We start from the raw sequence: 24,118 nt of genomic DNA, 5'->3' as shown, positions 1-24,118 counted from the left end.
CCTGATCAGGTCAAGGGGATGCGTGGAGGGTCCGGGCGTCAGTGCACGCCCAGGGCCGCCCGGATCGGATGCAGTGAGAAGTAGATGAGGAACAGGACCGTCAGACCCCACATGAAGGGGCCGATCTCACGCCACTTGCCCTGGGCGAGCTTGATGACGACGTAGGAGATCACACCGGCGGCGACACCGGGGGTGATCGAGTACGTGAACGGCATGATCACGACGGTCAGGAAGACCGGGATGGCGACGGAGCGGTCGCCCCAGTCCACATGGCGGGCGTTCATCATCATCATCGCGCCGATGGTGACAAGGGCGGCCGAGGCCACCTCGCGCGGGACGATCGCCGTGATCGGCGTGAAGAAGAGGCAGAGGGCGAAGAACCCACCGGTGACGACCGAGGCCAGTCCGGTACGGGCGCCCTCGCCGACACCGGTCGCGGACTCGACGAACACGGTCTGCCCGGAGCCGCCCACGACACCGCCGATGGCACCGCCGGCACCGTCGATGAACAGCGCCTTGGACAGGCCCGGCATCCGGCCCTGGGAGTCGGCGAGGTTGGCCTCGGTGCCGATGCCGATGATGGTGGCCATGGCGTCGAAGAAGCCGGCGAGCACGAGGGTGAAGACGATGAAGGTCACCGTCATGTAGCCCACGTTGCCCAGGCCGCTGAAGGACACCTTGCCGATGAGCGAGAAGTCCGGCATCGACACGGCGCTGCCGTGCAGCGCGGGGCCGCCGCCGTTGGCCCAGGACTTGTCGTCGACGAGGCCGGCCGCGTTGACGATCACCGCGAGCACTGTGCCGGTGACGATGCCGATGAGAATGGCACCGGGAATGTTCCGGGACTGGAGCGCGAAGATGAGCAGCAGCGTGACGGCGAAGAGCAGGACGGGCCAGCCGGCGAGCTCGCCCCCGTTGCCCAGCGTGACCGGGGTCGCCGTACCTGCGTGCACGAACCCGGCCTTGACCAGGCCGATGAACGCGATGAACAGACCGATGCCGATCGTGATGCCGTGCTTGAGCGGCAGCGGGATCGCGTTCATGATCATCTCGCGGAGACCCGTGACCACCAACAACATGATCACGACGCCGTACGCGACGCACATGCCCAGGCCCTGAGCCCACGTCAGGTCCTTGGTTCCCATGACCAGACCGGCCAGCACACCGGAGACGGACAGTCCGGCGGCCATGGCGAGCGGCACCTTGCCGAGCCAGCCCATGAGAAGAGTGGTACCCGCCGCGCCGAGCGCGGTGGCCGTGATGAGCGCCTTCTGGCCCAGCGAGTCGCCGGACCTGTCCGCGCCGCTGAGGATCACCGGGTTGAGCAGGAGGATGTACGCCATCGCCATGAAGGTGGTGACGCCACCGCGGACCTCGGTCGCGACGGTGGATCCTCTTTCGGAAATGTGGAAGTACCGGTCGAGCCACGACCTGCCGGCCGGCGGACGCGAACCCGCGCCCGCGTCTTCGGCGGTGTTCGTGGGCTCCACTGACTGCTGGGTCATGGTGCCATCTCCCAAGGTTCACAGGGGCACCCGTGCAACCGCCCTGACGGTCACGGGATTTGGGGAATGGACGACCCGGGGGACGGCCCGAGACGAACGAATTTCCTGGTGCTTCAAGGACCGCGAGCGGTGCGGAACTCAAAGGGGTTCCTCCGGGCGGCGCGGCGGAGTGTGTGACGTTCCCTGCGCCGCCCGGAGAGCTGTGGGGGTGTTACGCGGTCCCCGTGAGGTGCTCGGGCCGTACCGGAGTGCGGTTGAGCTCCAGCCCGGTCGCGTTCCGGATCGCCGCGAGGACGGCCGGAGTCGACGACAGGGTCGGGGCCTCGCCGATGCCACGCAGCCCGTACGGGGCGTGGTCGTCGGCGAGTTCGAGCACGTCGACCGGGATGGTCGGCGTGTCGAGAATCGTGGGGATCAGGTAGTCCGTGAAGGAGGGGTTCCTGACCTTCGCGGTCTTCGGGTCGACGATGATCTCCTCCATCACCGCCACGCCCAGGCCCTGGGTCGTACCGCCCTGGATCTGGCCGACGACGGAGAGCGGGTTGAGCGCCTTGCCGACGTCCTGGGCGCAGGCCAGCTCGATGACCTTGACCAGGCCGAGTTCGGTGTCGACCTCGACGACCGCGCGGTGCGCGGCGAAGGAGTACTGGACGTGGCCGTCACCCTGGCCGGTGACCAGGTCGAAGGCCTCGGTCGGCCGGTGCCGCCACTCCGCCTCGATCTCCACGGTCTCGTCCTCCAGGACGTCGACCAGGTCGCCGAGGACCTCGCCGCCGTCGGTGACGACCTTGCCGCCCTCCAGGAGGAGTTCGGCGGTCGCCCAGGCCGGGTGGTAGCTGCCGAACTTGCGGCGGCCGATCTCCAGGACCTTCTCGCGGACGAGTTCGCAGGTGTGCTTCACGGCGCCGCCGGTGACGTACGTCTGCCGGGAGGCCGAGGTCGAACCCGCCGAGCCGACCTGGGTGTCGGCCGGGTGGATGGTGACCTGGGTGACGCCGAGTTCGGTGCGGGCGATCTGCGCGTGGACGGTGACACCGCCCTGGCCGACCTCCGCCATCGCGGTGTGCACGGTCGCGACCGGCTCGCCGCCTATGACCTCCATGCGCACCTTGGCGGTGGAGTAGTCGTCGAAGCCCTCGGAGAAGCCGACGTTCTTGATGCCGACCGCGTAGCCGACACCGCGTACGACGCCCTCGCCGTGCGTGGTGTTGGACAGACCGCCGGGCAGCTGCCGTACGTCGGCGCCCTCGCTGGACTCCCACTGGCGCTCGGGCGGCAGCGGCATCGCCTTGATGCGGCGCAGCAGTTCGGCGACCGGGGCAGGGGAGTCGACCGGCTGCCCGGTCGGCATGATGGTCCCCTGCTCCATGGCGTTCAGCTGCCGGAACTCCACCGGGTCCATGCCCAGCTTCTTCGCCAGCTTGTCCATCTGCGCCTCGTAGGCGAAGCACGCCTGGACCGCGCCGAAGCCGCGCATGGCGCCGCAGGGCGGGTTGTTGGTGTAGAGGGCGATGGCCTCGATGTCGACGTCGTCGATCACGTACGGGCCGACGCTCAGCGAGGAGGCGTTGCCGACGACCGCCGGGGAGGCGGAGGCGTAGGCGCCGCCGTCCAGGACGATCTTGCACTTCATGTGCGTGAGCTTGCCGTCCTTGGTGGCGCCGTGCTCGTAGTAGAGCTTCGCCGGGTGCCGGTGGACGTGTCCGAAGAAGGACTCGAACCGGTTGTAGACGATCTTGACGGGCTTGCCGGTGCGCAGGGCGAGCAAGCAGGCGTGGATCTGCATCGACAGGTCCTCGCGGCCGCCGAACGCACCGCCGACACCGGCCAGCGTCATCCGCACCTTGTCCTCGGGCAGGCCGAGGACGGGCGCGATCTGGCGCAGGTCGGAGTGGAGCCACTGGGTGGCGACGTAGAGGTGGACGCCGCCGTCCTCCTCGGGTACGGCGAGGCCGGACTCGGGGCCGAGGAAGGCCTGGTCCTGCATGCCGAAGGTGTACTCGCCCTTCACGATCACATCGGCGCGCTCGGCGGCCTCGTCCGCGTTGCCGCGGATGATCGGCTGGCGGTGCACGATGTTCGGGTGCGGGACGTGCCCGGAGTGGTGGTCGTCGCGGTCCTCGTGGACGAGGACCGCGTCCGGCGCGGTCGCGGAGGCCTCGTCGGTGATGACGGGCAGCTCCTTGTAGTCGACCTTGATCTTGGCGGCGGCGCGGCGGGCCGTCTCCGGGTGGTCGGCGGCGACGATCGCGACCGGCTCGCCGTGGTGGCGTACCTTGCCGTGCGCGAGAACCGGGGTGTCCTGGATCTCCAGGCCGTAGTTCTTCACCGAGGTGGGCAGGTCGTCGTACGTCAGTACCGCGTACACACCCGCCATGGCGAGCGCCTCGGAGACGTCGATCGAGACGATCTCGGCGTGCGCGACGGTGGAGCGCAGGATCTGGCCCCACAGCATGTCCTCGTGCCACATGTCGGACGAGTACGCGAACTCGCCGGTGACCTTGAGGGTGCCGTCCGGGCGGAGCGTCGACTCGCCGATGCCGCCCTTGGTCTGCGAGCCCTGCGTGATCTTCGTAGGAGCGCCGTTGGTCGGCATGTCAGACTCCCTCGGACTGGCGGGCGGCCGCCAGGCGGACCGCGTCCATGATCTTCTCGTAGCCCGTGCAGCGGCACAGGTTGCCCGACAGCGCCTCACGGATGTCCGCGTCGGACGGGTTCGGGTTGCGCTCCAGGAGTTCGTCGGAGGCGACGAGCAGACCCGGGGTGCAGAAGCCGCACTGGACGGCTCCGGCGTCGATGAACGCCTGCTGGATCGGCGAGAGGGCAGCGCCCGGGGAAATGGCGCCCTCGCCGGTCTGCGAGTCGGTGCCCTTGGCCTTCCAGCCCTTGGCCGCGTCCAGCGAGGTGCCGCAGGCGCCGGTCGCGCAGCCGCCCTCGGCACGCTGCTGGGCGAAGTCGGCGAGGCCCTCGACGGTCACGACGTCGCGGCCCTCGACCTGGCCGGCCGCGACCAGGCAGGAACACACCGGCACGCCGTCCAGGCGGACCGTGCAGGAGCCGCACTCACCCTGCTCGCAGGCGTTCTTGGAGCCGGGCAGGCCCAGGCGCTCACGCAGGACGTACAGCAGGGACTCGCCCTCCCAGACGTCGTCGGCTTCCTGCGGGCGTCCGTTGACGGTGAAGTTGACGCGCATTACGCAGCTCCCTCGGTGGTGCGGCGGGTGCCGCGGAACGACTCCCAGGTCCAGGTGAGCGTCCGGCGGGCCATCACGCCGACCGCGTGGCGGCGGTAGCTCGCGGTGCCCCGGACGTCGTCGATCGGGTTGCAGCCGGCCGAGCACAGGTCGGCGAACTGCTTGGCGACCGACGGGGTGATGATCTTTCCGTTGTCCCAGAAGCCGCCCTCGTCGAGCGCCGCGTTCAGGAACTCCTCGGCGGCCTTGGCGCGTACCGGGGTCGGGGCGGCGGAGCCGATGCCGGTCCGGACGGTGCGGGTCTCGGGGTGCAGGGCGAGGCCGAAGGCGCACACGGCGATGACCATGGCGTTGCGGGTGCCGACCTTCGAGTACTGCTGCGGTCCGTCCGCCTTCTTGACGTGGACGGCGCGGATCAGCTCGTCGGGCTGGAGCGCGTTGCGCTTGACTCCGGTGTAGAACTCGTCGATCGGGATCAGCCGGGTGCCGCGGGCCGCGGACTCCGCCTCGACCTCGGCGCCGGCGGCGAGGAGGGCGGGGTGGGCGTCACCGGCGGGCGAGGCCGTGCCGAGGTTGCCGCCGACGCCGCCGCGATTGCGGATCTGCGGGGAGGCGACCGTGTGCGAGGCGAGCGCGAGGCCCGGCAGCTCGGCACGGAGGTTCTCCATGATCCTGGTGTACGGGACGGAAGCACCCAGCCGTACGCTCTCCTCGCCGACCTCCCACTCGTAGAGGTCGCCGATGCGGTTGAGGTCGAGCAGGTACTCGGGCCGGCGGTGGTCGAAGTTGATCTCGACCATCACATCGGTGCCACCCGCAATCGGCACAGCGGTGGGGTGCTCGGCCTTCGCGGCGAGCGCCTCCTCCCAGCTGGCGGGGCGAAGGAAGTCCATGACCGGCTCTCTTCTTCGTCTCGTGGGTCGTTCAGATTGAGCCAATCCGTGTGCGGCGGGCCCGGCTCGTTCATGTCCTGTTAACGCGGAGTGGACTTAGTACACCGCCCACTGCTCCTGGGTGGTCAGTCACCGAAACCATGAAGGAGTTGGCTGGCCACGGCGGGCATCTTGTAGATTCGTATGAACGGAGGTCATCGGTAACCTCTCCTTTTTCCTGGGGAAACGCAGGAAACAGCGCGGAGACCCCGGAGAACGCCCAGTGCGGCCCTGTGCCGGGCCCTCTCCCGTCACCCTCCATGATCCATCGTAGGTTTCGAGACAAAGAACGGCGGCGACGAGATGCGGCTGCGCGCACTTCTGGACACCGATGCGCTGGGCCTGCGGCTGCTCGGCGGCGAGGAGGAGCTGGACCGGTCGGTGCGCGGGGTCATGACGACCGACCTGCGCGACCCGAGCCGGTACCTCTCCGGGGGCGAGCTGGTGCTGACCGGCCTGGCCTGGCGCCGGGACGCCGACGATTCCGAGTCGTTCGTCCGGATCCTGGTGCAGGCCGGGGTGGCGGCGCTCGCGGCCGGTGAGGCGGAGCTGGGCGACGTGCCGGACGACCTGGTGCTCGCCTGCGCCCGGCACCGGCTGCCGCTGTTCGCGGTGCACGAGTCGGTGGCGTTCGCGACGATCACCGAGCATGTCGTACGGCAGGTCTCCAGCGAGCGCGCCGGCGACCTGGCGGCCGTCGTGGACCGGCACCGGCGGATGATGACCTCGGGCCCGGCGGGCGGCGGCCCGGACGTGGTCCTGGACCTGCTCGGCACCGACCTGGACCTGCGCGCGTGGGTGCTCTCGCCCACCGGCCGGCTGATCGCCGGCTCCGAGGTCACGGGCCCCGAGCTGCCCCCGGAGGCCTGCGCGAAGCTCGCCGGCGAGCACCTGGCGGCCACCCGCACCGGCCGGCGCGGCCCGCACCGGGTCCTGTTGGCGGGTACGACGTACTCGCTGTTCCCGATCCGCTCATCCGGCCGCTCCCCGCAGGGCGCCCGCGATGTCCGCGAGACCGTGCTGTCGGACTGGCTGCTGGCCGTCGAGGCGGACGCCGGCGACTGGCCCGAGGAGCGCCTCGACCTGCTGCAGGGCGTCACCCAGCTGATCTCGGTCGAGCGGGACCGCCGGGACGCGGCGCGCACGGTGCGGCGCCGGCTCGCCCAGGAGGTGCTGGAGCTGGTCCAGACCGGTGCCGCGCCCGCCGAGATCGCGGCCCGCCTCAGGGTGGCTGCGCCGGTGCTGCTGCCCGGACTCGGCGCGGCCCCGCACTGGCAGGTCGTGGTGGCCCGGGTGGACTGGGAGGACAGCGAGGTCGAGGGCGGCCCGGTCGCCCAGTCGCTCCTGGAGGAAGTGCTGGTCGACCCGCAGGCGACCGGCACGGAGCCGTCCGACCGGATCGCCGTCGCGCACACCGGTGACGAGGCGATCGCCCTGGTGCCGCTGCCGGCGGTCTCCTCCGAGCACGACGGCTCGGAGACGGGACTTCTGGCCGATTCCCTCCTGCGGTCGGTGCGGCAGACGCTGTCGGCGGGCCTGAACGACGACGGACGGCTCACCCTCGGCGTCAGCGCCGCCGTGCACTCGGCGGAGGGCCTGCGCGGGGCCCTGGAGGAGGCCCGGCACGCCCGCCGGGTGGCGGCCGCCCGCCCGGGCCGGGTCTGCGCGGCGGGGCACCAGGAGCTGGCGTCGCACGTCCTGCTGCTGCCCTTCGTGCCCGACGACGTCCGCCGTGCCTTCACCGCGCGCCTGCTCGACCCGCTGACGGACTACGACCGCCGGCACCGGGCGGAGCTGATCCCGACCCTGGAGGCGTTCCTGGACTGCGACGGCTCCTGGACCCGCTGCGCCACCCGGCTCCACCTGCATGTCAACACGCTGCGCTACCGGGTGGGCCGCATCGAGCAGTTGACGGGACGGGACCTTTCCCGCCTGGAGGACAAGCTGGACTTCTTCCTCGCGCTGCGCATGAGCTGAGGTCACCGGGGGCGCGCGGGGCCGAACCCGGTCACGCTCACACCCCACGACTTTGTGAAATCTTTCACCCACCCTCTTGGCCCGGCCCGTCGAATGGTGCTGGAATGCCGCCACCACTCAACAGCTCGATGGCGTGCTCGGGGAGGGCAACGTGGCGCATACCGCCATGTCTGGTAACGGAACGACCCCCGGTGACGATCCGCTCCAGACCGCGGTATGGCGGCTGCGCTCGCGGGCCTGCTGGGCGGACGCGGCGGCCCTGCTGCCGCCCGACGCCCCCGCCACGGCTCTGCAGCGGGCCGCGCTGCTGGTCGAACGGTGCCTGTACACCGAGCGGGGCTGGGAGGACGCGGAGGACGCCCTGCGGACGGCGGAGGCGCTCGCGCACGGCGACGAGGAGCGGGGCGCTGCCGCGTGCGAGCGGGGCCAACTCGCCTACACAGCAACGCTGCACGGGGTGCGGGACCGGGTGGACGAGGCGCGGGCCGCACTCGGCCGGGCGGCCGCGCTGATCCCTCCGGGGGCGCCCGGCCGGGCCCTGCTGGACTTCCGCCGGGGGCTGATCGCCGAGAACCTGACCCGCTCCCCGCAGGCGGCACGTGCCGCGTACCGCCGCGCCCACGCGGGCGCCACCGCGCACGCCGACCCGCTCCTGCTGTCCTTCACCTGGCGCCACCTCGCCGGACTCGCCCTGCGGGACGGTGAGTTGACGGAGGCGCGGCACGGCTTCGCCGAATCCCTGCGTATCCGAGAGGAGCTGGGCTACCTGGTCGGCACGGCACCCGCGCTGGCCTCCCTGGCCGACGCGGAGACCGAGCCGGAGGCTTCGCGGCTGCGGGAGGAGGCCCGGCGCCTGTTCCGGCTGCTCGGGGGTGTGCCGACGTGGCTGTCCCGCCAGCTGTCCCCACCGGCCCCTCCGGGGGTGGCGACGGCGTAGGGGCGGGTGGGTGACGCCTCATTGCCGGGTGCAGGCCGGTGGGGGCTGGTCGCGCAGTTCACCGCGCCCCTGGGGGACCGCAGCACCGCCGGTCGCGCCGTGCCCAGCGGCACCTCTCAGCTCGCGCCGGCGAAGTGCTCCGCCACCAGTGCCCGCACCACATCCACGTCCCCGGCGATCAGCGCGTCCAGGAGGGCCATGTGTTCCGCCGCATCCGCGACCAGGTAGGCATGGCCGCGCCGGACCGGGGGCCACTGGGACCGTCGGTGGAGGTCGGCGGCCACACCGACCAGCTGCTCGTTGCCCGACAGGGCGAGCAGGGCGCGATGGAAGGCCCGGTCGGACTCCGCGTACGTCGCCGGACAGCCGTCGGCCGCCGCCCGCACCGTCTCCTCAGCCAGCGGACGCAGCTCGGCCCACCGCTCCCCCGGCACCGTCCGGGCGAGCCGCAGCATCACCGGCACCTCGATGAGCGCGCGCACCTCCGCCAGCTCGGCCAGCTCCCGCGCCCCCCGCTCGACCACCCGGAAGCCCCGGTTCGGCACGACCTCGACCGCGCCCTCCAGGGCGAGCTGCTGCATGGCCTCCCGCACGGGCGTCGCCGAGACACCGAACCGTTCACCCAGCACCGGCGCCGAGTAGACCTCGCCCGGCTGCAGCTCCCCGGTCACCAGCGCCGTCCGCAGCGCGTCCAGGATCTGCCCGCGCACCGAGGAGCGCTGCACCGCCGGCCGAGGCCCGGGAACCGGCCGCTCACCGTGCGTGTGCTCGCCCCGAGCGGCCGGCTCGGCGGTGTCGCCCCGCTCACGGCAGCCGTCGAGGGTGTCCGCCCTGCGCGCCTGCGCGGGCACCCGGGAACCGCCGGTCGTACGGCGCTCGGGCGTCCCCGCCTCGGCGGAGCCCTGCACGCTCTGCTTCACGGGTCCTCCTGGCGGCTTGTCGGCACTTGGGTCATTAACGGCGAGTTGTCACTTGTCCGTCAAGCACCTTAGGCGCCCGAGCCGGTAGTTCAAATTCACTCGCGAGTAGGTAAGGTTAGCCTTACCTTTGCACGTCGGCCTGCGGCCGGAATCGGTGGCCCCGGCGGGCTCGCGCGGCGCCGTCGCGAGCTTCGACCCGCACCCCGACACCCGTGGCGCACGCCCCGTACGACCGCACCGCCAAATCCCCGGCGAACTCGGTGACTTGAGGTTCCGTCAGGGTCGAACCGCAGCCCGGCGTCCACTAAGATCATCGTACGTAGATGCTTCACATCTTCCTCACCCGCCTCAGGAAGTTTCCCCGGAACCATCCGTACGGGTAGTCTTATTCGAACTCAACTCCCGCCCCTCAAGCGGCAGTTCGAGCAGAACGCCGCCCTGAGCATCCCCTTGCACTTCATTGGCGGCCTCTTGCCCCGAAACCCCCTGAGGGCCGTCGGGAGTGGGCCACTATGGCGGGCGTTACGCCCTATCCCAATGCAAGGGACCCCTGATGAGACTGACCGACATATCGCTGAACTGGCTGCTTCCCGGCGCCGTACTGCTCCTGGGCATGCTGGCGGCGGTGGCGGTGCTCGCGCGCGGCAAGCGCTCCTCCGGGGAGAACGCGAGCGCGGACGACTCGTGGGAGCGCAGCGAGGAGCGCCGCAGACGCAAGGAGGCCATCTACGGCACTGCCTCCTACGTGCTCCTGTTCTGCTGTGCGGCGGTCGCCGCCGCCCTGTCCTTCCACGGCCTCGTCGGCTTCGGCGAACAGAACCTTGGGCTGACGGACGGCTGGCAGTACCTGGTGCCGTTCGGCCTGGACGGCGCGGCGATGTTCTGCTCCGTCCTCGCGGTGCGCGAGGCCAGCCACGGTGACGCGGCGCTCGGCTCCCGGATCCTCGTGTGGATGTTCGCCGCGGCGGCGGCCTGGTTCAACTGGGTGCACGCGCCCCGGGGAGCCGGCCACGCGGGCGCCCCGCAGTTCTTCTCCGGTATGTCACTGTCCGCGGCCGTCCTGTTCGACCGTGCGCTGAAGCAGACCCGCCGGGCCGCGCTGCGCGAGCAGGGCCTGGTGCCGCGTCCGCTGCCGCAGATCCGGATCGTGCGCTGGCTGCGGGCTCCCCGCGAGACCTACAAGGCCTGGTCGCTGATGCTGCTGGAGGGTGTGCGCAGCCTGGACGAGGCGGTCGAGGAGGTCCGCGAGGACAAGCGGAGCAAGGAGGAGACCCGCCAGCGCCGGCGCGAGCAGCACCGTCTGGAGCGGGCCCAGCTGAAGGCGATCAGCCGGGGCCACCGGGGCTTCGTCGGGCGCGCCGGCCGGCAGGTCGAGGTGCAGGCGGTGGAGCGGGGCCCCGCCGAGGTGACCGCGGAGCCTGCCATATCCACCGCGGAACAGTTGCCCGTCCGCGCCCGTCCCTCCCTGCAGCCGGTCCGCAGCGCGTCCGCTGAGCAGGTGACGGTCGACCTCACCGCAGAGGACGACACGATGGCCCTGCCGCGCCTGGACTCCCTGGAGCGCAAGCTGAAGGATCTGGAGCAGCAGTTCGGCTAGTGCCCCGGCCGGGACCGGGGGTCAGACCGTGACGCAGCCGGGCCGGGGGCGTGACCAGACGGGTCACGCCCCCGGCCCGTGGTCTGTCACTCGTACCGTCACGCCCCCTCGGCGCCCAGTTCGAACCACACCGACTTGCCCACCCCGTGCGGCCGTACACCCCAGGCGTCCGCGAGGGACTGCACCAGCACCAGGCCCCGGCCATGGGTGTCGTCGTCCGTGCCCGGGCTTCTCAGCTCCGGTCTGCGCGCCACGAAGTCCCGTACCTCCACACGGAGTCCGTCCGGCTCGACGACTGCCGTGAGGACCGCGTCGTTGTCGGTGTGGACGAGCGCGTTGGTGACCAGTTCGCTGGTGAGCAGTTCGGCGATATCCGATCGGCCGGGTTTGCCCCAGTGCCGCAGCAGTTCGCGCAACTCCCGGCGGGCCTCGGGCACCGCCCGGAGATCCGCCCGCCCCAGTCTGCGCCGGAGCCGGTGCGCGTGTCCCGTGATGGTGCCGGCCACTTCCCCCGTCGTCTCCCCCGTGGTCTCCCCCGTCGTCCCCGAGGAGCCTCCGACGACCGCGGGACCGCCCCCTCGTGCCTGACTCTTCATGACCCCCGCCCGCACGCCGCTGGACCCTGCCCCTCCTGGTCGAACACGTTCACGGGGGATGCTTGCCCAGCTCGCACACAGGCAGTCATCACGTATGCCCGATGACCGGCGGTTCGGCCACGGCCGTACGGCGTCCGGGCCGCCCGCCGGGCCGGGCCGCACCGGGATCACCGGCCCCCCGCAGGGCGCTGGGCGCCACGGACGCCCCGCGACGGCAAGGCAGATGCGCCCGGCACCGGCCGTCGGCACACCGTCACGCGCCGTGAAAGTGGCCGAAATCCATTCCCTTACGGGCCAGTACGCGATCCCCTGCGGGCTGGGGGCGAGCCCTGTCGTCAAACTCCCGTCGTCCGCCCGGGGGGCGGGCCCGGCGGCAGCGATGGCGCCCCGCACGAGCCGTTCGAGCGTGGGGGAGGGAGTTTCACGACAGGGCCTAGGGACGCGGCACGTTGCGGAGGTTGGAGCGGGCCATCTGGAGCATGCGGCCGACGCCGCCGTCGAGCACGATCTTCGAGGCGGACAGGGCGAATCCGGTGACCATCTCGGCGCTGATCTTCGGCGGGATGGACAGTGCGTTGGGGTCGGTGACGATGTCCACCAGCGCCGGGCCCTTGTGCTTGAAGGCGTCCTTGAGCGCTCCGGCGAGTTGCCTGGGCTTCTCCACCCGCACCCCGTGGGCACCGCAGGCGCGGGCGACGGCGGCGAAGTCGGGGTTGACGTTGGTGGTGCCGTACGAGGGCAGTCCGGCGACCAGCATTTCCAACTCGACCATACCGAGGGAGGAGTTGTTGAACAGGACGACCTTGACGGGGAGGTCGTACTGCACGAGCGTCAGAAAGTCGCCCATCAGCATGGAGAAGCCGCCGTCGCCCGACATGGACACCACCTGGCGGCGCCGGTCGGTGAACTGGGCGCCGATCGCCATCGGCAGCGCATTGGCCATCGAGCCGTGCGAGAACGAACCGATGATCCTGCGACGGCCGTTGGGCGAGATATAGCGCGCGGCCCACACATTGCACATACCGGTGTCGATGGTGAACACGGCGTCGTCGTCGGCGACTTCGTCGAGGACGGCGGCCACGTACTCGGGGTGGATGGGGACGTGCTTGTCGACCTTGCGAGTGTAGGCCTTGACCACGCCCTCCAGCGCGTCGGCGTGTTTCTTCAGCATCTTGTCGAGGAAACGCCGGTCGGTCTTCTCCTTCACGCGCGGGATCAGACAGCGCAGCGTCTCGCGCACGTCGCCCCACACGGCGAGGTCGAGCCGTGAGCGCCGGCCGAGCACCTCGGGCCGCACATCGATCTGGGCGATCTTCACGTCGTCGGGCAGGAAGGCGTTGTACGGGAAGTCGGTGCCGAGCAGGATCAGCAGGTCGCATTCGTGGGTGGCCTCGTAGGCGGCGCCGTAGCCGAGCAGTCCGCTCATGCCGACGTCGTACGGGTTGTCGTACTGGATCCACTCCTTGCCGCGCAGGGCGTGTCCCACCGGGGACTTGATCCGCCCGGCGAACTCCATGACCTCCGCGTGTCCGCCTGCCGTGCCGCTGCCGCAGAAGAGGGTCACCTTCCCGGCCTCGTCGATCATCTCCACGAGCTTGTCGATCTCGGCATCGCCCGGCCGGACGCTGGGCCGGGAGGTGACGAGGGCGCTCTGCGCGGCTTTCTCCGGGGCCGGTTCGGCGGCGATGTCACCGGGCAGCGAGACCACGCTGACCCCGCTCTGACCGACCGCGTGCTGGATGGCGGTCTGCAGCAGCCGGGGCATCTGCTTCCGGTTGGAAATCAGTTCGCTGTAGTGGCTGCACTCCTGGAAGAGCCGGTCGGGATGGGTCTCCTGGAAGTAGCCGAGGCCGATCTCGCTGGACGGGATGTGCGAGGCGATCGCGAGCACCGGGGCCATCGAGCGGTGCGCGTCGTACAGGCCGTTGATCAGATGCAGATTGCCCGGGCCGCAGGAGCCTGCGCACGCGGCCAGCTTCCCGGTGATCTGGGCCTCGGCGCCGGCCGCGAAGGCGGCGGTCTCCTCGTGGCGTACGTGGATCCAGTCGATGGCGGAGTTGCGGCGGACGGCGTCCACCACCGGGTTGAGGCTGTCACCGACCACGCCGTAGAGGCGGCGTACGCCGGCGCGGACGAGGATGTCGACGAACTGCTCCGCTACATTCTGTTTGGCCATGTTGTCTCGTCTGCCCCTTCGGTGGCTCCGATTACCTCCGTGGTCCTCGGTTCCATCCATTCACCGGGGCAGCGTTCACGCCTCCCACACGGCCGCCGCCGTACGGTCGTCGGCGTAGCCCTTCACCCGTACCTGGGCGTCGGCGAGAAACGCGGCGAGGCCCGGCGGGGTACGGCCGGACCAGCGGCGGGCCAGGTAGGCGCAGAGGGCGGCCTCGCCACGCAGCGGCTCGGCCAGACCGGCGCTGCACATCACCAGCGCATCCCCCGGACGGGCCGGCGAGGCACGGAACCGGAACGGCTCGCGGGGCGGCTCGGGCGCCGGCTCGTACGGGCTCGGCGGGGTCGGGATGCCGAGGTCCATGGTGAACCGGTCGCCCTCGGGGGTCTCGGCGGACGCGCCACCGGGGCCGTCGGGCGTGCCGTGCGGTTCGATGTCCTGCCACGCGCCGTCCCGCAGCCGGAACAGGCCGCCGTCGCCGACGCCGAAGAACACGCGCGTACGGCAGTCGGGGTCGGCGGGCAGCAGCAGACAGCGCAGGCTTGCCGTGTACGCCTCCGGGTCGGCGCCCTGTTCGGCGGCGCTCGCGCGGAGTCTGCCGAGGCTGCGGTCGGTCAGCCGCTGCAGACCCGACTTCAGGTCGCCGCGCCGGGCCGCCCGGATGTCCTCCACGAGCCGCTGATGGCTGCGGCCCACGGCCTGCCCGATCCACCGGCACGCCTCGGCCGCCGCGAGATGCGCGTCCGGCATGCCGCGCACTCCGGTCGCCATCGCGACGAGCACCAGCGCCTGCTCGCCCGACCCGAACCTGGCGGTGAGCAGCGAGTCCCGGCGCGGTTCACCCCGGTACCGCGCCGAGTCCCCGCGCAGCGACACGGCCCGCAACGTGCAGGCCCCGTACCGGGCACCGTCCAGCACGGTGTCCGCGACCAGCTCCCCCAGCCCGTCCGGATCGGCACCGGGCAACGCGGTGGGCTCCGGGTCGTAGGTGGGCGGCCCGGAACCGACGTAGTCGACGGCGGAGGGGGGTGGGGGCGGGGGTACGAGGGCGGAGGGGGGCGCGGGGTCTTCTGGTGTGGTGATGGCCGGGGGCGTTTGTGGGGGCGCGACGGGTGCCGGTGGGTCTTGAGGCCCGGGGGGCGCGGCGGGCGCGGTGGGCGGTGCGGGTGGCTCCGGCGCGGATCGGTCGGCGGGCGCCGACGGCCTGTACGCCGGACGCTCGGCGGGCGGTGCGGGTGGCTCCGGCGCAGATCCGTCTGCGGGCACGGCGGGCGCCGACGGCCTGTACGCCGGACTCTCGGCGGGCGGTGCGGATGGTTGCTGCTCGGGCGGTGCCGGGAGCCGCTCCCAGGAGGTGTGCCGCGGGGGTGGGGCGTCGGCCGGTGTGGTGGGGGCGGGAAGCGGGGGCTCGGGGGCGCGCTGCGAGGGGACCTCCGGGCGACTGGACAGCGCTGTACGCGGGTCACCGTCCCCGCGCCCCGCCGTGCCGGCGCCTGCGCCCACGTCGGCGCCGTCGTCCCGGTCGCCCTCTCCCGGCCCGGCGTCGTCACGCGCGGTCGGTGTCGCCCGGCGCCGGGGTGCCGGTGTGTGCCGGCCCGTCACCGTGTGCTTCGCGGAGGCGAAGCGGTCGTCCAGGGTGTCGGGCGCGGCCGTGGGTCCCGTGTCCTCGGTGGAGTCGTCGTACAGCTGTCCCCACCAGTCGTCCTCGGGACGGGCGGGCCTTCCCCCCTGCTGGCTCATGCCCCTAATTGTCCACGGCGCGGGCCGCAGGAAAACGGGGCATCGGGAAAATCCGGCGTTCCCGGCCCCCTCGAACGGCGCCTCTGGTGAGGGAGTGAACTGCCGTACGAGGGGTGGCAGATGGTCGCCGGACGGCCCCACCCCCCACGGGAGGACCGCCCGGCGACGTCCGAAGTGACCCGGCCCCGAATCCCCTTCGCGTGGTTCGCACACGTCCGGGGCCGGGCCACGGACCGGGCGACCGGGCCGCGGCTGGGCCCCGGTCGGATGGCCGGATTGTGGCTTGGTTTCCTGGGACGCAGCTGTGAATCGAGAACATCACTCATGTCCCGGGGTGCTGCCACCTTGGCAGACTCCCCTCCGGTACGGCGATGATGTTCCGCGGCGGGTTTGCGCCGTGGCCGGTTTCCGCCAGGCCGTGCCCGTCGCGGGGGCTTGTCGATGGTGTGTTCCCGAGCCTGGTCTCGGGTCCGCCGCAGGGGAGGGACGTAGGCCGATGCTGGCAGCGATAGGCCTGGACGAGACGCACGAGGCGGCGTACCGGGCGCTGGTGTCCGTGGGCGCGGCCGATGTGTCCGATCTGGCGCGGCGCCTGGCGCTGGCCGAGTCGGACGCCGAGCGGGCGCTGCGCCGGCTGGAGGGGCACGGGCTCGCCGCCCAGTCCCCGGCCCGGCCGGGCCGCTGGGTGGCGGCGCCGCCCGGGGTGGCGCTGGGCGCGCTGCTCACCCAGCAGCGGCACGAGCTGGAGAAGGCGGAGCTGACGGCGGCGCTGCTCGCGGAGGAGTACCGGGCGGCCGCGGCCCAGCCGGCGGTGCACGACCTGGTGGAGGTGGTGACCGGTGCCTCGGCGGTCGCGCAGCGTTTTCTGCAGCTGCAGCTGGGGGCGGCCGAGGAGGTGTGCGCGCTGGTGACCGGCAATCCGGTGGTCGTGTCCGGCATCGAGAACGAGGCGGAGGAACAGGCGGCCGGGCGCGGGGTGCGTTACCGGGTGGTGGTGGAGCGCGCGGTGCTGGACCTGCCGCACGGACTCACCGAGTTGGCGGCCGCGCTCGCCCGTGACGAACGGGTACGGGCGGTGGACCGGGTGCCGACGAAGCTGGTGATCGCCGACCGTGCGCTGGCGATGGTGCCGCTGACCTCGCGCACGGCGGAGCCGGCCGCGCTGGTGGTGCATGCCAGCGGGCTCCTGGAGCTGCTGGCCGGGTTGTTCGAGTCGGTGTGGCGGGAGGCGCTGCCGTTGCGGCTGGGCGCGGCGGGGGTGACCGAGGAACAGCCGGACGGCCCGGATGCCACCGATCTGGAAGTGCTGTCGCTGCTGCTGGCCGGGCTGACCGATGCCAGCGTGGCCAAGCAGCTCGATCTGGGCCTCAGAACCGTGCAGCGCCGGGTCCGGCGCCTGATGGAACTGGCCGGGGTCACGACCCGGCTGCAGCTGGGCTGGCACGCGTACGAACGGGGCTGGGTCACCCGCTCATAGCCACGCGCACGCTCACGGCGGCGTCCCCGCTGTTCCGGCTCGTCATGGGCCTGCCGTGCCACGGCTTCTCCGGCACTCTGGGCAGATGGGAGTGTGGGAGCTCCTGCTGGTCGGCGTGGTCGTCGTGCTCGGCCTGTGCGGAGTGCTGGTGCCCGGGGCGCCGGGGTCGTGGCTGGTGTGGGCCGGAGTGCTGTGGTGGGCGCTGACGGATCCGCGGCCGCTGGCCTGGGCGGTGCTGGTGGGCGCCACCGGGGTGCTGCTGCTGTCGCTGGCGGTGCGCGCCGCGCTGCCACCGCGCCGGCTGCGGCAGAGTGGCGCCACGCCGGTGATGGGGGTGTACGCGGGCGTGGGGGCGTTCCTCGGCTTCGTGCTGGTGCCGGTGGTCGGCGCGGTGCCGGGGTTCATGGCCGGGATCTATCTGCACGAGCGGCTGCGTCTCGGCCGGCACGGCGAGGCGATGGCCGCCCTGCGTAACGCGATGCGCTCGGGCGGCTCCAGCGTGCTGACCGAGCTGTTCGCCTGCCTGCTGATCGCGGGGGCGTGGCTGGGAGCGGTGCTCTGGGGCTGAGCCGTCACCGGCCGCTCCTCGCGCCCTCACCCGTCGTCACCCCATAGCCCCCGCGGTGCCCTCACTCGCCGTCACCCCGACGCTCCCCGCCGCGCCGTCACCCGCCATGACCCCGAGTACCCGGCGCACCGTGTCCGCCAGTTTTGCCATGCCTGTGTCATTGAAGTGCAGGTGGTCGCCGGGGTCGTAGGCGGGCAGGATGCGGGCCGGGTCGGTCGGGTCCCGCAGGGCGGCGTCGGCGTCGGCGACCGCGTCGAAGGCGCCGCCGGTCCGGATGAACGCGTTCACCTGCTGCCGTACCGTCTCACGGGCGCCCGTGTAGGCGGAGAAGCCGCGGTACGGGGTGAGGGTGACGCCGACGACGCGGATGCCCCGGGCGTGGGCTCGGGCGACGAGGGCGCGGTAGGCGTCGGCGTACGCGGTGACGTCGGCGGCGGTCGGGGTGCCCTTGATGTCGTTGATGCCCTCCAGGACAACCAGGACCCTGACCCCGGACCGGTCCAGGGCGTCGGCGTCCAGGCGGGCGAGGGCGTTCGGTCCCGTGCCGTCGTGCAGCAGACGGTTTCCGGAGATTCCGGCGTTGAGGACGCCGAGCCGGGCCGCGCGGACCTGTTCGGCGAGGCGGTCGGGCCAGCGGTGGTTGGTGTCGGGGGTGGAGCCGTTTCCGTCGGTGAGGGAGTCGCCGAACGCGACGATGCTGCCCGCGGCGTCGCCGAGGACGTCGACGCCGGTGACGTAGTACCAGCGGCTGATGGTGCCGGTGTAGGCGGCGCCGTCCTCGTCGGCGGCCCGGCGAGCCCCGGCCGGGGCGACGTAGCTGGTCTGCAGGGCGGTCTGGTGGAAGGTCGCGGGGCCGTCGTCGCCGGGGGTGTACACGGTGACGAGGAGGTCGGCGGCGGCCGGGACGGACAGCGGCACCGGGTCGCTCACCATGTCCTGGCCGGCCGGGACGCTGACGGACGCGGCACCCTGGAAGGTGGCGGCGTGCAGGCTGCCGGTCACGGCGTTCGGACCGGATGCGCGCAGCGCGACGGTGACCGCGCCGAGGTGCAGGGGCGCGGTGCCGAGACGGTTGCTGAGCCGGATGCGCACGGCCGCGCCGCCGACGCTGAGGTGGACGACGTTGCGGACGGCGGCGCCGGGCAGTGCGGAGGCGGTGCCCGACGGCGCGGTCTCCCAGCTGCCGGTCCACTGCAACGGCGCCGGCTCCGCGGCCGTCTGTGTGGTCGTGCCCGGCACCAACGCCAGCAGCAGCACCGCGAGGACCCGTCTGACCTCGGCCATCTCCGCACCCGCCCTTCCCCATGGCTCGTCGGAGCAGACCGTGCCACAGGTCCGGGCCGCGCCACCGCACCTTCGCCCGCGGTCCACCCGCTCGGCGCAACCGGGAACAGAGCTGTCCGGCGTCACTGCGCCCCGGCCCCACGGCCCCCTCGGCTCCCGCGACTTGGGCCCGCACACCGACGACGAGGTGATCCGCATCCGCCCCCGCGGCCGGGCACTCGCGGGCGGCCCAGGAGGGCCGCGGCGGAGCGCTCAGCGCAACGTCGGCAGGCCGCGCTCGGCGGAGTTCATGAAGTCGAGCATCAGGTGGTTGGTCCGCTCCGCGTGGTCGATCTGCGGTCCGTGGCCGGTGCGGGAGATGATCTCGGCGCGGGCGCCGGGGATCAGCCGGGGAACGCGTTCCACCTGCCGGTCCGGGTGGACGAGAAGGCTGCGCCTGCCGAGCACCAGGTACAACGGGGTGCGGACAGCGGCCAGTTCGGCCTCGGTCAGGGGCTGGGGCACGGGCCGGCGTATGCGGTAGGCGCGCACCCCGGCCCTGACCATGGCACGCAGCTCCGGTACGACGAGAACCGGCTGCTCCAGCCACGACGCGAGGCGGGGCCGCAGCGGCTTCGGAGCGAAGGTCGCGAACAGGCTGACGAAGATCCAGACGAAGAAGCGCAGCCCCACCTTCTCCAGACCACCGGGATCGAGCAGCGTGACCGAGGCGAGGCGCTGCGGCCCGCGGCACGCCTGGTTCAGCGCGAGCCACCCGCCGTACGAGGAGCCGACCAGGTGCACCCGGTCGAGCCCGAGCCCGGCGAGCGTCTCGTCCAGCCAGCGCGCGGCGTCCGCCGGCTCGTGCAGGGGCGCGCGCTGCACGCTGCGGCCCGGGTCGCCCGGGGTGTCGACGGCGTAGACGGGCCGTTCGGCGCTGAGGGCGGGGGTGTTCGGATACCACATGGCGGAGCAGGAGCCGGCGCCGTGGACGAGGACGACGGGGGTGCGCTCACGGGCAACCGGGTCCTCGGGGTCGTAGCGGTAGACGTGCGTGGTCCCGTACGACGTCTCCACACCCTGCTCCCAGGACGTGGGAGCGCCCAGCGCGTACAGCGCGTCGCACGCCGCGAAGTAGCGCTCACGCCAGGCGTCGCTGACGTAGCGGCCGATGTCGGGCCGGGGACGGGTGCTTGCGGACTCGGGCACGGCAACCTCCGGAGCAGACGGTCTTTGTGATACGAACGTACCACGTTGGTGATACGGCTGTATCATCAACGGTGGCCGGGCCGACTCGGACCAGGCCGGACCAGGCCGGACCGCCGGAAGCGGCACCGGACGACGAACGCGAGCGAGGAGCGGGGAGCCGGACGATGCCCAAGCGCGTGGATCACGCAGAGCGGCGCACCGAGATCGCGGAGGCCCTCGTCCGGGCCGCCGGACGGCTCGGCCTGCACGCGGTGGGGATGCGTGACGTGGCGGCCGAGGCGGGCGTGTCGCTCCGGCTGGTGCAGTACTACTTCGAGTCCAAGGAGAAGCTGCTGCTCTTCGGACTGCGCCATCTGGCCGGGAAGTTCGGGGAGCGGGTGTCCGCCCGGGTCCGTGCGGCCGGGGCCGATCCCGGACCGCGGGCGGTGATCGAGGCGCTGCTGACAGCGGCCCTGCCCGTCGACGAGGAGAGCCGCGTCTTCCACCACCTCTACACCTCGTACGCCGTCCTCTCGGTGACCGACGAATCCCTCGCCGCCCAGCCGTTCATCAAGGACCCCGACGCCGCCGAGGCCACCGTGACCGGCCTGCTGCGACAGGCTGCGGACGCCGGGCTGCTGCGCCCGGGGGTGGATGCCTCAGCCGAGGCGGTCGGGCTGCTGGCCATGTCCGCGGGGCTCGGCACCAGCGTCCTGGTCGGCCAGCGCGACGCGGACTCCGCCGCCGCCGTCCTCACGTACCACCTGGACCGGATCTTCCGGGACCGACCCCTGGACGCCCCCCTGGACCGACAGTCAACAGGCCGCTAACCGGCGAGCGCACCCTCCAGGGTCAGCAGCCACACCTTCCGCTCGACTCCGCCCGCATACCCGGTCATCGAGCCGTCCGCGCCGATGACCCGATGGCAAGGGCGCACGATCAGCAGGGGGTTGGCGCCGATCGCCCCGCCCACGGCGCGAACCGCCGCACGGGATGCGCCGATCCGCGCGGCGATCTGTCCGTACGTCACCGTGGCGCCGTACGGCACCTCGTCCAGCGCCGCCCACACCCGCTGCCGGAAGTCGGTGCCGTGCGCGTTCAACGGGAGCTGGAATTCCTTGAGTTCACCGGCGAAGTAGGCGGCGAGCTGCTCCGCGGCGGCGCGGAACGGCCCGCGTGCGTACCGCCACCCGTCCTCCGCACTCTCCGCGGTCCGCCCGCCCTTCTGCCCGGGCACGGAGAGCGAGGTGAGGGCCCCGTCCGCGTCGGCGGTGAGCAGCAACTGCCCGACGGGGGCATCCAGTTGGGTCCAGTACATGGTCGTCATCGGTTCCACTCCCCTGCCACGCGCAGATGCTGGACGGCGTACGAGCGCCAGGGCCGCCAGTCGTCGGACACCTCGGCACCGGGCGGAGCGACGTCCGGATCGCCGAGGGCGCGCACGCGTACGGCGGTGACGGTGTCCGGGTCCATGCCGGGCAGCGCCAGCAGGGCTTCCTGCGCGTCGTCCCGGTCGACGCCCGGGTCCAGCCGTACGGTGCCGTCGGCGAGGGCGGCGGCGAGGGCGCCCAGCGGGCCGTGCGGCACGGCCTCGGCGAGGGCTGCGGGCTCGGGGAAGAGATGGGTGAGGCTGCCGCAGGGCGCGTCGAGCACCTTGCCGCACCGCCGTACCAAATCCTCCGCGCCCTCCCTGCCGACCAGGGCGCGGACGGCGGGCTCCAGTGGGTCCACGGCGCCGGGCGAGCGCAGCCCTGGCCGGGCGGCGACCAGCGGTCCGAGCCGCGGGTCGGTACCGAGCCGCTCGTCCACGGCGTACGGGTCGGCGTCGAGGTCGAACAGGCGCCGCAGCCGCTGCACCGCCGTGGTGAGGTCCCTGGGGTCGGTGAGGTGCAGCCGCGCGTCGAGCCAGCCGCCGGGTCGGGTGCCGGCAGCGGTCCGCACGGCTCGCGTCCGCTCCGCGACCGCGACGATTCCGGTGCCGTACGGCAGCCGCAGTGTGCGCCGGTAGGTACGGCCGCCGGGCGCGCCCGAGACCTCCTCCACACCGGCCACGGCCTCCTCCCCGAGCTGGTCGAAGACGGCGGCGGCCTGGTACGGGCCGCGGTGGGCGAGCCGCAGCGGTATCCCGGCGCCCGGGGCGGCCCGCCGGGCAGCGCGCCCCCTCGTGGCAGCCCGGCCGCCGGGAGAGGCGGCCCGCAGTTCGGTGGGCGTCGAGGCGTACACCTCACGGACGGTGTCGTTGAACTGCCGCACGCTGGCGAACCCGGACGCGAACGCGATCTCTGTGACCGGCAGCCCGGTGGTCTGCAGCAGCACCCGCGCGGTGTGCGCCCGCTGGGCCCGGGCGAGTGCCACGGGCCCGGCGCCGAGTTCCGCGGTGAGCTGCCGCTGGACCTGCCGGGCGCTGTAGCCGAGCCGTGCGGCGAGCCCGGCGACGCCCTCCCGGTCCACGACGCCGTCGGCGATCAGCCGCATGGCCCGCCCGACGGCGTCCGCCCGCACGTTCCACTCCGCCGACCCCGGCACGGCGTCCGGCCGGCACCGCCGGCAGGCCCGGAACCCGGAGCCCTGCGCGGCGGCGGCCGTCGCGAAGAACCGCACGTTGTGCCGCTTCGGCGTCACCGCCGGGCAGCTCGGCCGACAGTAGATCCCGGTCGTCTCGACGGCGAAGAAGAACGCCCCGTCGAACCGCCCGTCCCGACTGCGCACCGCCTCGTACCTGGTGTCGTCGTCCATCACGTGTTCCAGTGTGGAACGCGGGCCGGGCCCGGGCTAGCGGAAATCGGACGCGAAGCTGGACCTGCGCTCCCGCTGAACCTGCGCTGCCACCGAACCTGCGCTCCTACTGAGGACGCCCTCGCTTGAACTCCATCGCGGCCCTCCCGGCGGCGCCCTTCCGCTTCCAGTCCCGCCGAAGCTCCGCACGGACCCGCGCATCGGTCTTGGCGACGATCCACTGGTTCTCCCGCACCAGCTTGCGGTAACTCTCCAGCCGCCGCTCCGCAAGCTCCCCGTTCTCCACAGCGGAGCGCACCGCACAGTCCGGCTCGCTCTCGTGCGCGCAGTCGTGGAAACGGCACCGTTCGGCCAGTTCCTCGATCTCGGAGAACACCTGGCCGACCCCGCTCTCGGCGTCGTACAACCCGACACCCCGCAGCCCGGGCGTGTCGATAAGGACCCCACCCGAGGGAAGGGCGAGCAGGTTCCGCGTCGTCGTGGTGTGCCGCCCCTTGCCGTCGACGTCCCGCGCGGCCTGTACGTCCATGACGTCCACACCGACAACGGCGTTGGCCAGGGTGGACTTGCCCGCGCCGGACTGGCCGAGCAGCACGGACGTACCGGAGCCGACGAGCGCCACGAGCACGTCGAGCCCTTCGCCGTGCAGGGCGCTGACGGTGAGCACGGGCACGCCGGGCGCGCTCGTCTCCACGTCCTGGACCAGGTGGCCAAGGGTGACCGGGTCCGGCACGAGGTCGGCCTTGGTGAGGACGACGACGGGCTGGGCGCCGGACTCCCAGGCCAGGGCGAGGAAGCGTTCGATGCGGCCGAGGTCGAGGTCGACGGCGAGCGACACGGCGACGACGGCGTGGTCGACGTTGGCGGCGAGGATCTGCCCGTCGGACCGCTTGGAGGAGGTGGACCGCACGAAGGCGGTGCGCCGCGGCAGATACGCCCGGACGTACCGCGGATCACCGCCCGGGTCGACGGCAACCCAGTCCCCCGTGCACACGACCTTCATCGGGTCACGGGGCACGACGAACTCGGTGTCGGCGCGGACGGTGCCGACGGGGGTGACGACGTCGCACTGGCCGCGGTCGACACGTACGACCCGGCCGGGCAGGAGACCCTGCTCGGCGTACGGAGCGAACTCGGCCTCCCAGTCCGCATCCCAGCCATACGGCACGAGCGGATGCGAGGGAGACGAGGACGAACCCGCGAGAGAGGAGAAAGACAAGGAGTGACCCTTCACAAGGGTGGCCCCGGCACCGCGCTGACTGGCGCGCGAGAAGAGTGAGGTCAGCCGGAGACCACGGAGGTGGAATGGATG

The 24,118-nt window shown here is 72.4% G+C and carries 19 protein-coding genes; 6 read left to right on the top strand and 13 right to left on the bottom strand.

Features of this window, described 5'->3' with window-relative positions:
• Positions 1-38: 38 nt before the first annotated feature.
• From AV521_RS24400 to AV521_RS24385, 4 genes are all read right to left on the bottom strand, one after another.
• Positions 39-1,505, bottom strand: a complete 1,467-nt coding sequence (locus AV521_RS24400) for an NCS2 family permease (protein WP_076090745.1) — start codon at positions 1,503-1,505, stop codon at positions 39-41.
• Positions 1,506-1,716: 211 nt separating this feature from the next.
• Positions 1,717-4,101 carry a xanthine dehydrogenase family protein molybdopterin-binding subunit gene (locus tag AV521_RS24395; RefSeq protein ID WP_076090744.1) on the bottom strand — a complete coding sequence of 795 codons (2,385 nt, stop codon included), beginning with the start codon at positions 4,099-4,101 and terminating at the stop codon, positions 1,717-1,719.
• 1 nt (position 4,102) lies between these two features.
• Entirely contained in the window at positions 4,103-4,699 is a 597-nt protein-coding gene (locus tag AV521_RS24390) for a (2Fe-2S)-binding protein (protein WP_076090743.1), read from the bottom strand.
• Complete coding sequence (locus AV521_RS24385; protein WP_076090742.1) at positions 4,699-5,592, bottom strand: xanthine dehydrogenase family protein subunit M; 894 nt, start codon at positions 5,590-5,592, stop codon at positions 4,699-4,701. Before AV521_RS24385 ends, AV521_RS24390 begins: the two co-directional genes overlap by 1 nt.
• A 342-nt stretch (positions 5,593-5,934) precedes the next feature.
• On the opposite strand from AV521_RS24385, the gene AV521_RS24375 reads away from it, so the two are divergent.
• Together AV521_RS24375 and AV521_RS24370 are read left to right on the top strand one after the other, a co-directional pair.
• The gene (locus tag AV521_RS24375) at positions 5,935-7,608 is read left to right on the top strand and encodes a PucR family transcriptional regulator ligand-binding domain-containing protein (RefSeq protein ID WP_076090740.1); all 1,674 of its coding nucleotides are present in this window, start codon (positions 5,935-5,937) and stop codon (positions 7,606-7,608) included.
• Positions 7,609-7,774: 166 nt separating this feature from the next.
• On the top strand, positions 7,775-8,545 hold the full coding sequence (locus tag AV521_RS24370; protein ID WP_076090826.1) for a hypothetical protein: 771 nt from the start codon (positions 7,775-7,777) through the stop codon (positions 8,543-8,545).
• A gap of 116 nt (positions 8,546-8,661) precedes the next feature.
• On the opposite strand, the gene AV521_RS24365 is transcribed toward AV521_RS24370, so the two are convergent.
• Positions 8,662-9,465 (bottom strand): GntR family transcriptional regulator, encoded by an 804-nt coding sequence (locus AV521_RS24365; protein WP_076090739.1) that lies wholly within the window; start codon positions 9,463-9,465, stop codon positions 8,662-8,664.
• A gap of 553 nt (positions 9,466-10,018) precedes the next feature.
• Here AV521_RS24365 and AV521_RS24360 point away from each other — a divergent pair.
• Positions 10,019-11,062 (top strand): DUF2637 domain-containing protein, encoded by a 1,044-nt coding sequence (locus AV521_RS24360; protein WP_076090738.1) that lies wholly within the window; start codon positions 10,019-10,021, stop codon positions 11,060-11,062.
• Positions 11,063-11,160: 98 nt separating this feature from the next.
• Here AV521_RS24360 and AV521_RS24355 read toward each other — a convergent pair whose 3' ends face one another.
• The 3 genes from AV521_RS24355 to AV521_RS24345 all read right to left on the bottom strand — a co-directional run bounded on the left by AV521_RS24355 (position 11,161) and on the right by AV521_RS24345 (position 15,574).
• Positions 11,161-11,658: an ATP-binding protein gene (locus AV521_RS24355; RefSeq protein ID WP_079249388.1), complete on the bottom strand. Its 498-nt coding sequence runs from the start codon at positions 11,656-11,658 to the stop codon at positions 11,161-11,163.
• A 433-nt stretch (positions 11,659-12,091) separates the two neighbouring features.
• Positions 12,092-13,834: a pyruvate dehydrogenase gene (locus AV521_RS24350; RefSeq protein ID WP_076090736.1), complete on the bottom strand. Its 1,743-nt coding sequence runs from the start codon at positions 13,832-13,834 to the stop codon at positions 12,092-12,094.
• 75 nt (positions 13,835-13,909) lie between these two features.
• On the bottom strand, positions 13,910-15,574 hold the full coding sequence (locus AV521_RS24345; RefSeq protein WP_076090735.1) for a protein phosphatase 2C domain-containing protein: 1,665 nt from the start codon (positions 15,572-15,574) through the stop codon (positions 13,910-13,912).
• Between the two features lie 496 nt (positions 15,575-16,070).
• On the opposite strand from AV521_RS24345, the gene AV521_RS24340 reads away from it, so the two are divergent.
• Together AV521_RS24340 and AV521_RS24335 are read left to right on the top strand one after the other, a co-directional pair.
• Positions 16,071-17,051, top strand: a complete 981-nt coding sequence (locus tag AV521_RS24340; RefSeq protein WP_076090734.1) for a LuxR family transcriptional regulator — start codon at positions 16,071-16,073, stop codon at positions 17,049-17,051.
• An 85-nt stretch (positions 17,052-17,136) separates the two neighbouring features.
• Positions 17,137-17,619, top strand: coding sequence for a DUF456 domain-containing protein (locus AV521_RS24335; RefSeq protein WP_076090733.1), 483 nt, complete (start codon positions 17,137-17,139; stop codon positions 17,617-17,619).
• Between the two features lie 36 nt (positions 17,620-17,655).
• Here AV521_RS24335 and AV521_RS24330 read toward each other — a convergent pair whose 3' ends face one another.
• Both AV521_RS24330 and AV521_RS24325 read right to left on the bottom strand, forming a co-directional pair.
• A complete protein-coding gene (locus AV521_RS24330) occupies positions 17,656-18,903 on the bottom strand; it encodes an SGNH/GDSL hydrolase family protein (protein ID WP_076090732.1) in 1,248 nt (415 codons plus the stop codon).
• A gap of 252 nt (positions 18,904-19,155) precedes the next feature.
• The gene (locus tag AV521_RS24325; RefSeq protein ID WP_076090731.1) at positions 19,156-20,091 is read right to left on the bottom strand and encodes an alpha/beta fold hydrolase; all 936 of its coding nucleotides are present in this window, start codon (positions 20,089-20,091) and stop codon (positions 19,156-19,158) included.
• Between the two features lie 164 nt (positions 20,092-20,255).
• On the opposite strand from AV521_RS24325, the gene AV521_RS24320 reads away from it, so the two are divergent.
• Positions 20,256-20,900 (top strand): TetR/AcrR family transcriptional regulator, encoded by a 645-nt coding sequence (locus AV521_RS24320; protein ID WP_076090730.1) that lies wholly within the window; start codon positions 20,256-20,258, stop codon positions 20,898-20,900.
• Here AV521_RS24320 and AV521_RS24315 read toward each other — a convergent pair.
• From AV521_RS24315 to rsgA, 3 genes are all read right to left on the bottom strand, one after another.
• A complete protein-coding gene (locus tag AV521_RS24315; RefSeq protein ID WP_076090729.1) occupies positions 20,897-21,397 on the bottom strand; it encodes a methylated-DNA--[protein]-cysteine S-methyltransferase in 501 nt (166 codons plus the stop codon). The two genes, AV521_RS24320 and AV521_RS24315, sit on opposite strands and share 4 nt — an antisense overlap.
• The gene (locus tag AV521_RS24310) at positions 21,394-22,806 is read right to left on the bottom strand and encodes a bifunctional transcriptional activator/DNA repair enzyme AdaA (protein WP_107480995.1); all 1,413 of its coding nucleotides are present in this window, start codon (positions 22,804-22,806) and stop codon (positions 21,394-21,396) included. Before AV521_RS24310 ends, AV521_RS24315 begins: the two co-directional genes overlap by 4 nt.
• Positions 22,807-22,912: 106 nt before the next feature.
• A complete protein-coding gene (gene rsgA, locus AV521_RS24305) occupies positions 22,913-24,025 on the bottom strand; it encodes a ribosome small subunit-dependent GTPase A (RefSeq protein ID WP_076090825.1) in 1,113 nt (370 codons plus the stop codon).
• Positions 24,026-24,118: the final 93 nt, after the last annotated feature.

It is taken from the genome of Streptomyces sp. IMTB 2501, from assembly GCF_001953885.1.
Classification (GTDB): domain Bacteria; phylum Actinomycetota; class Actinomycetes; order Streptomycetales; family Streptomycetaceae; genus Streptomyces.
Note: the sequence above shows the minus strand (reverse complement) of the source record. Positions and strands in the feature narration are given on the sequence as shown.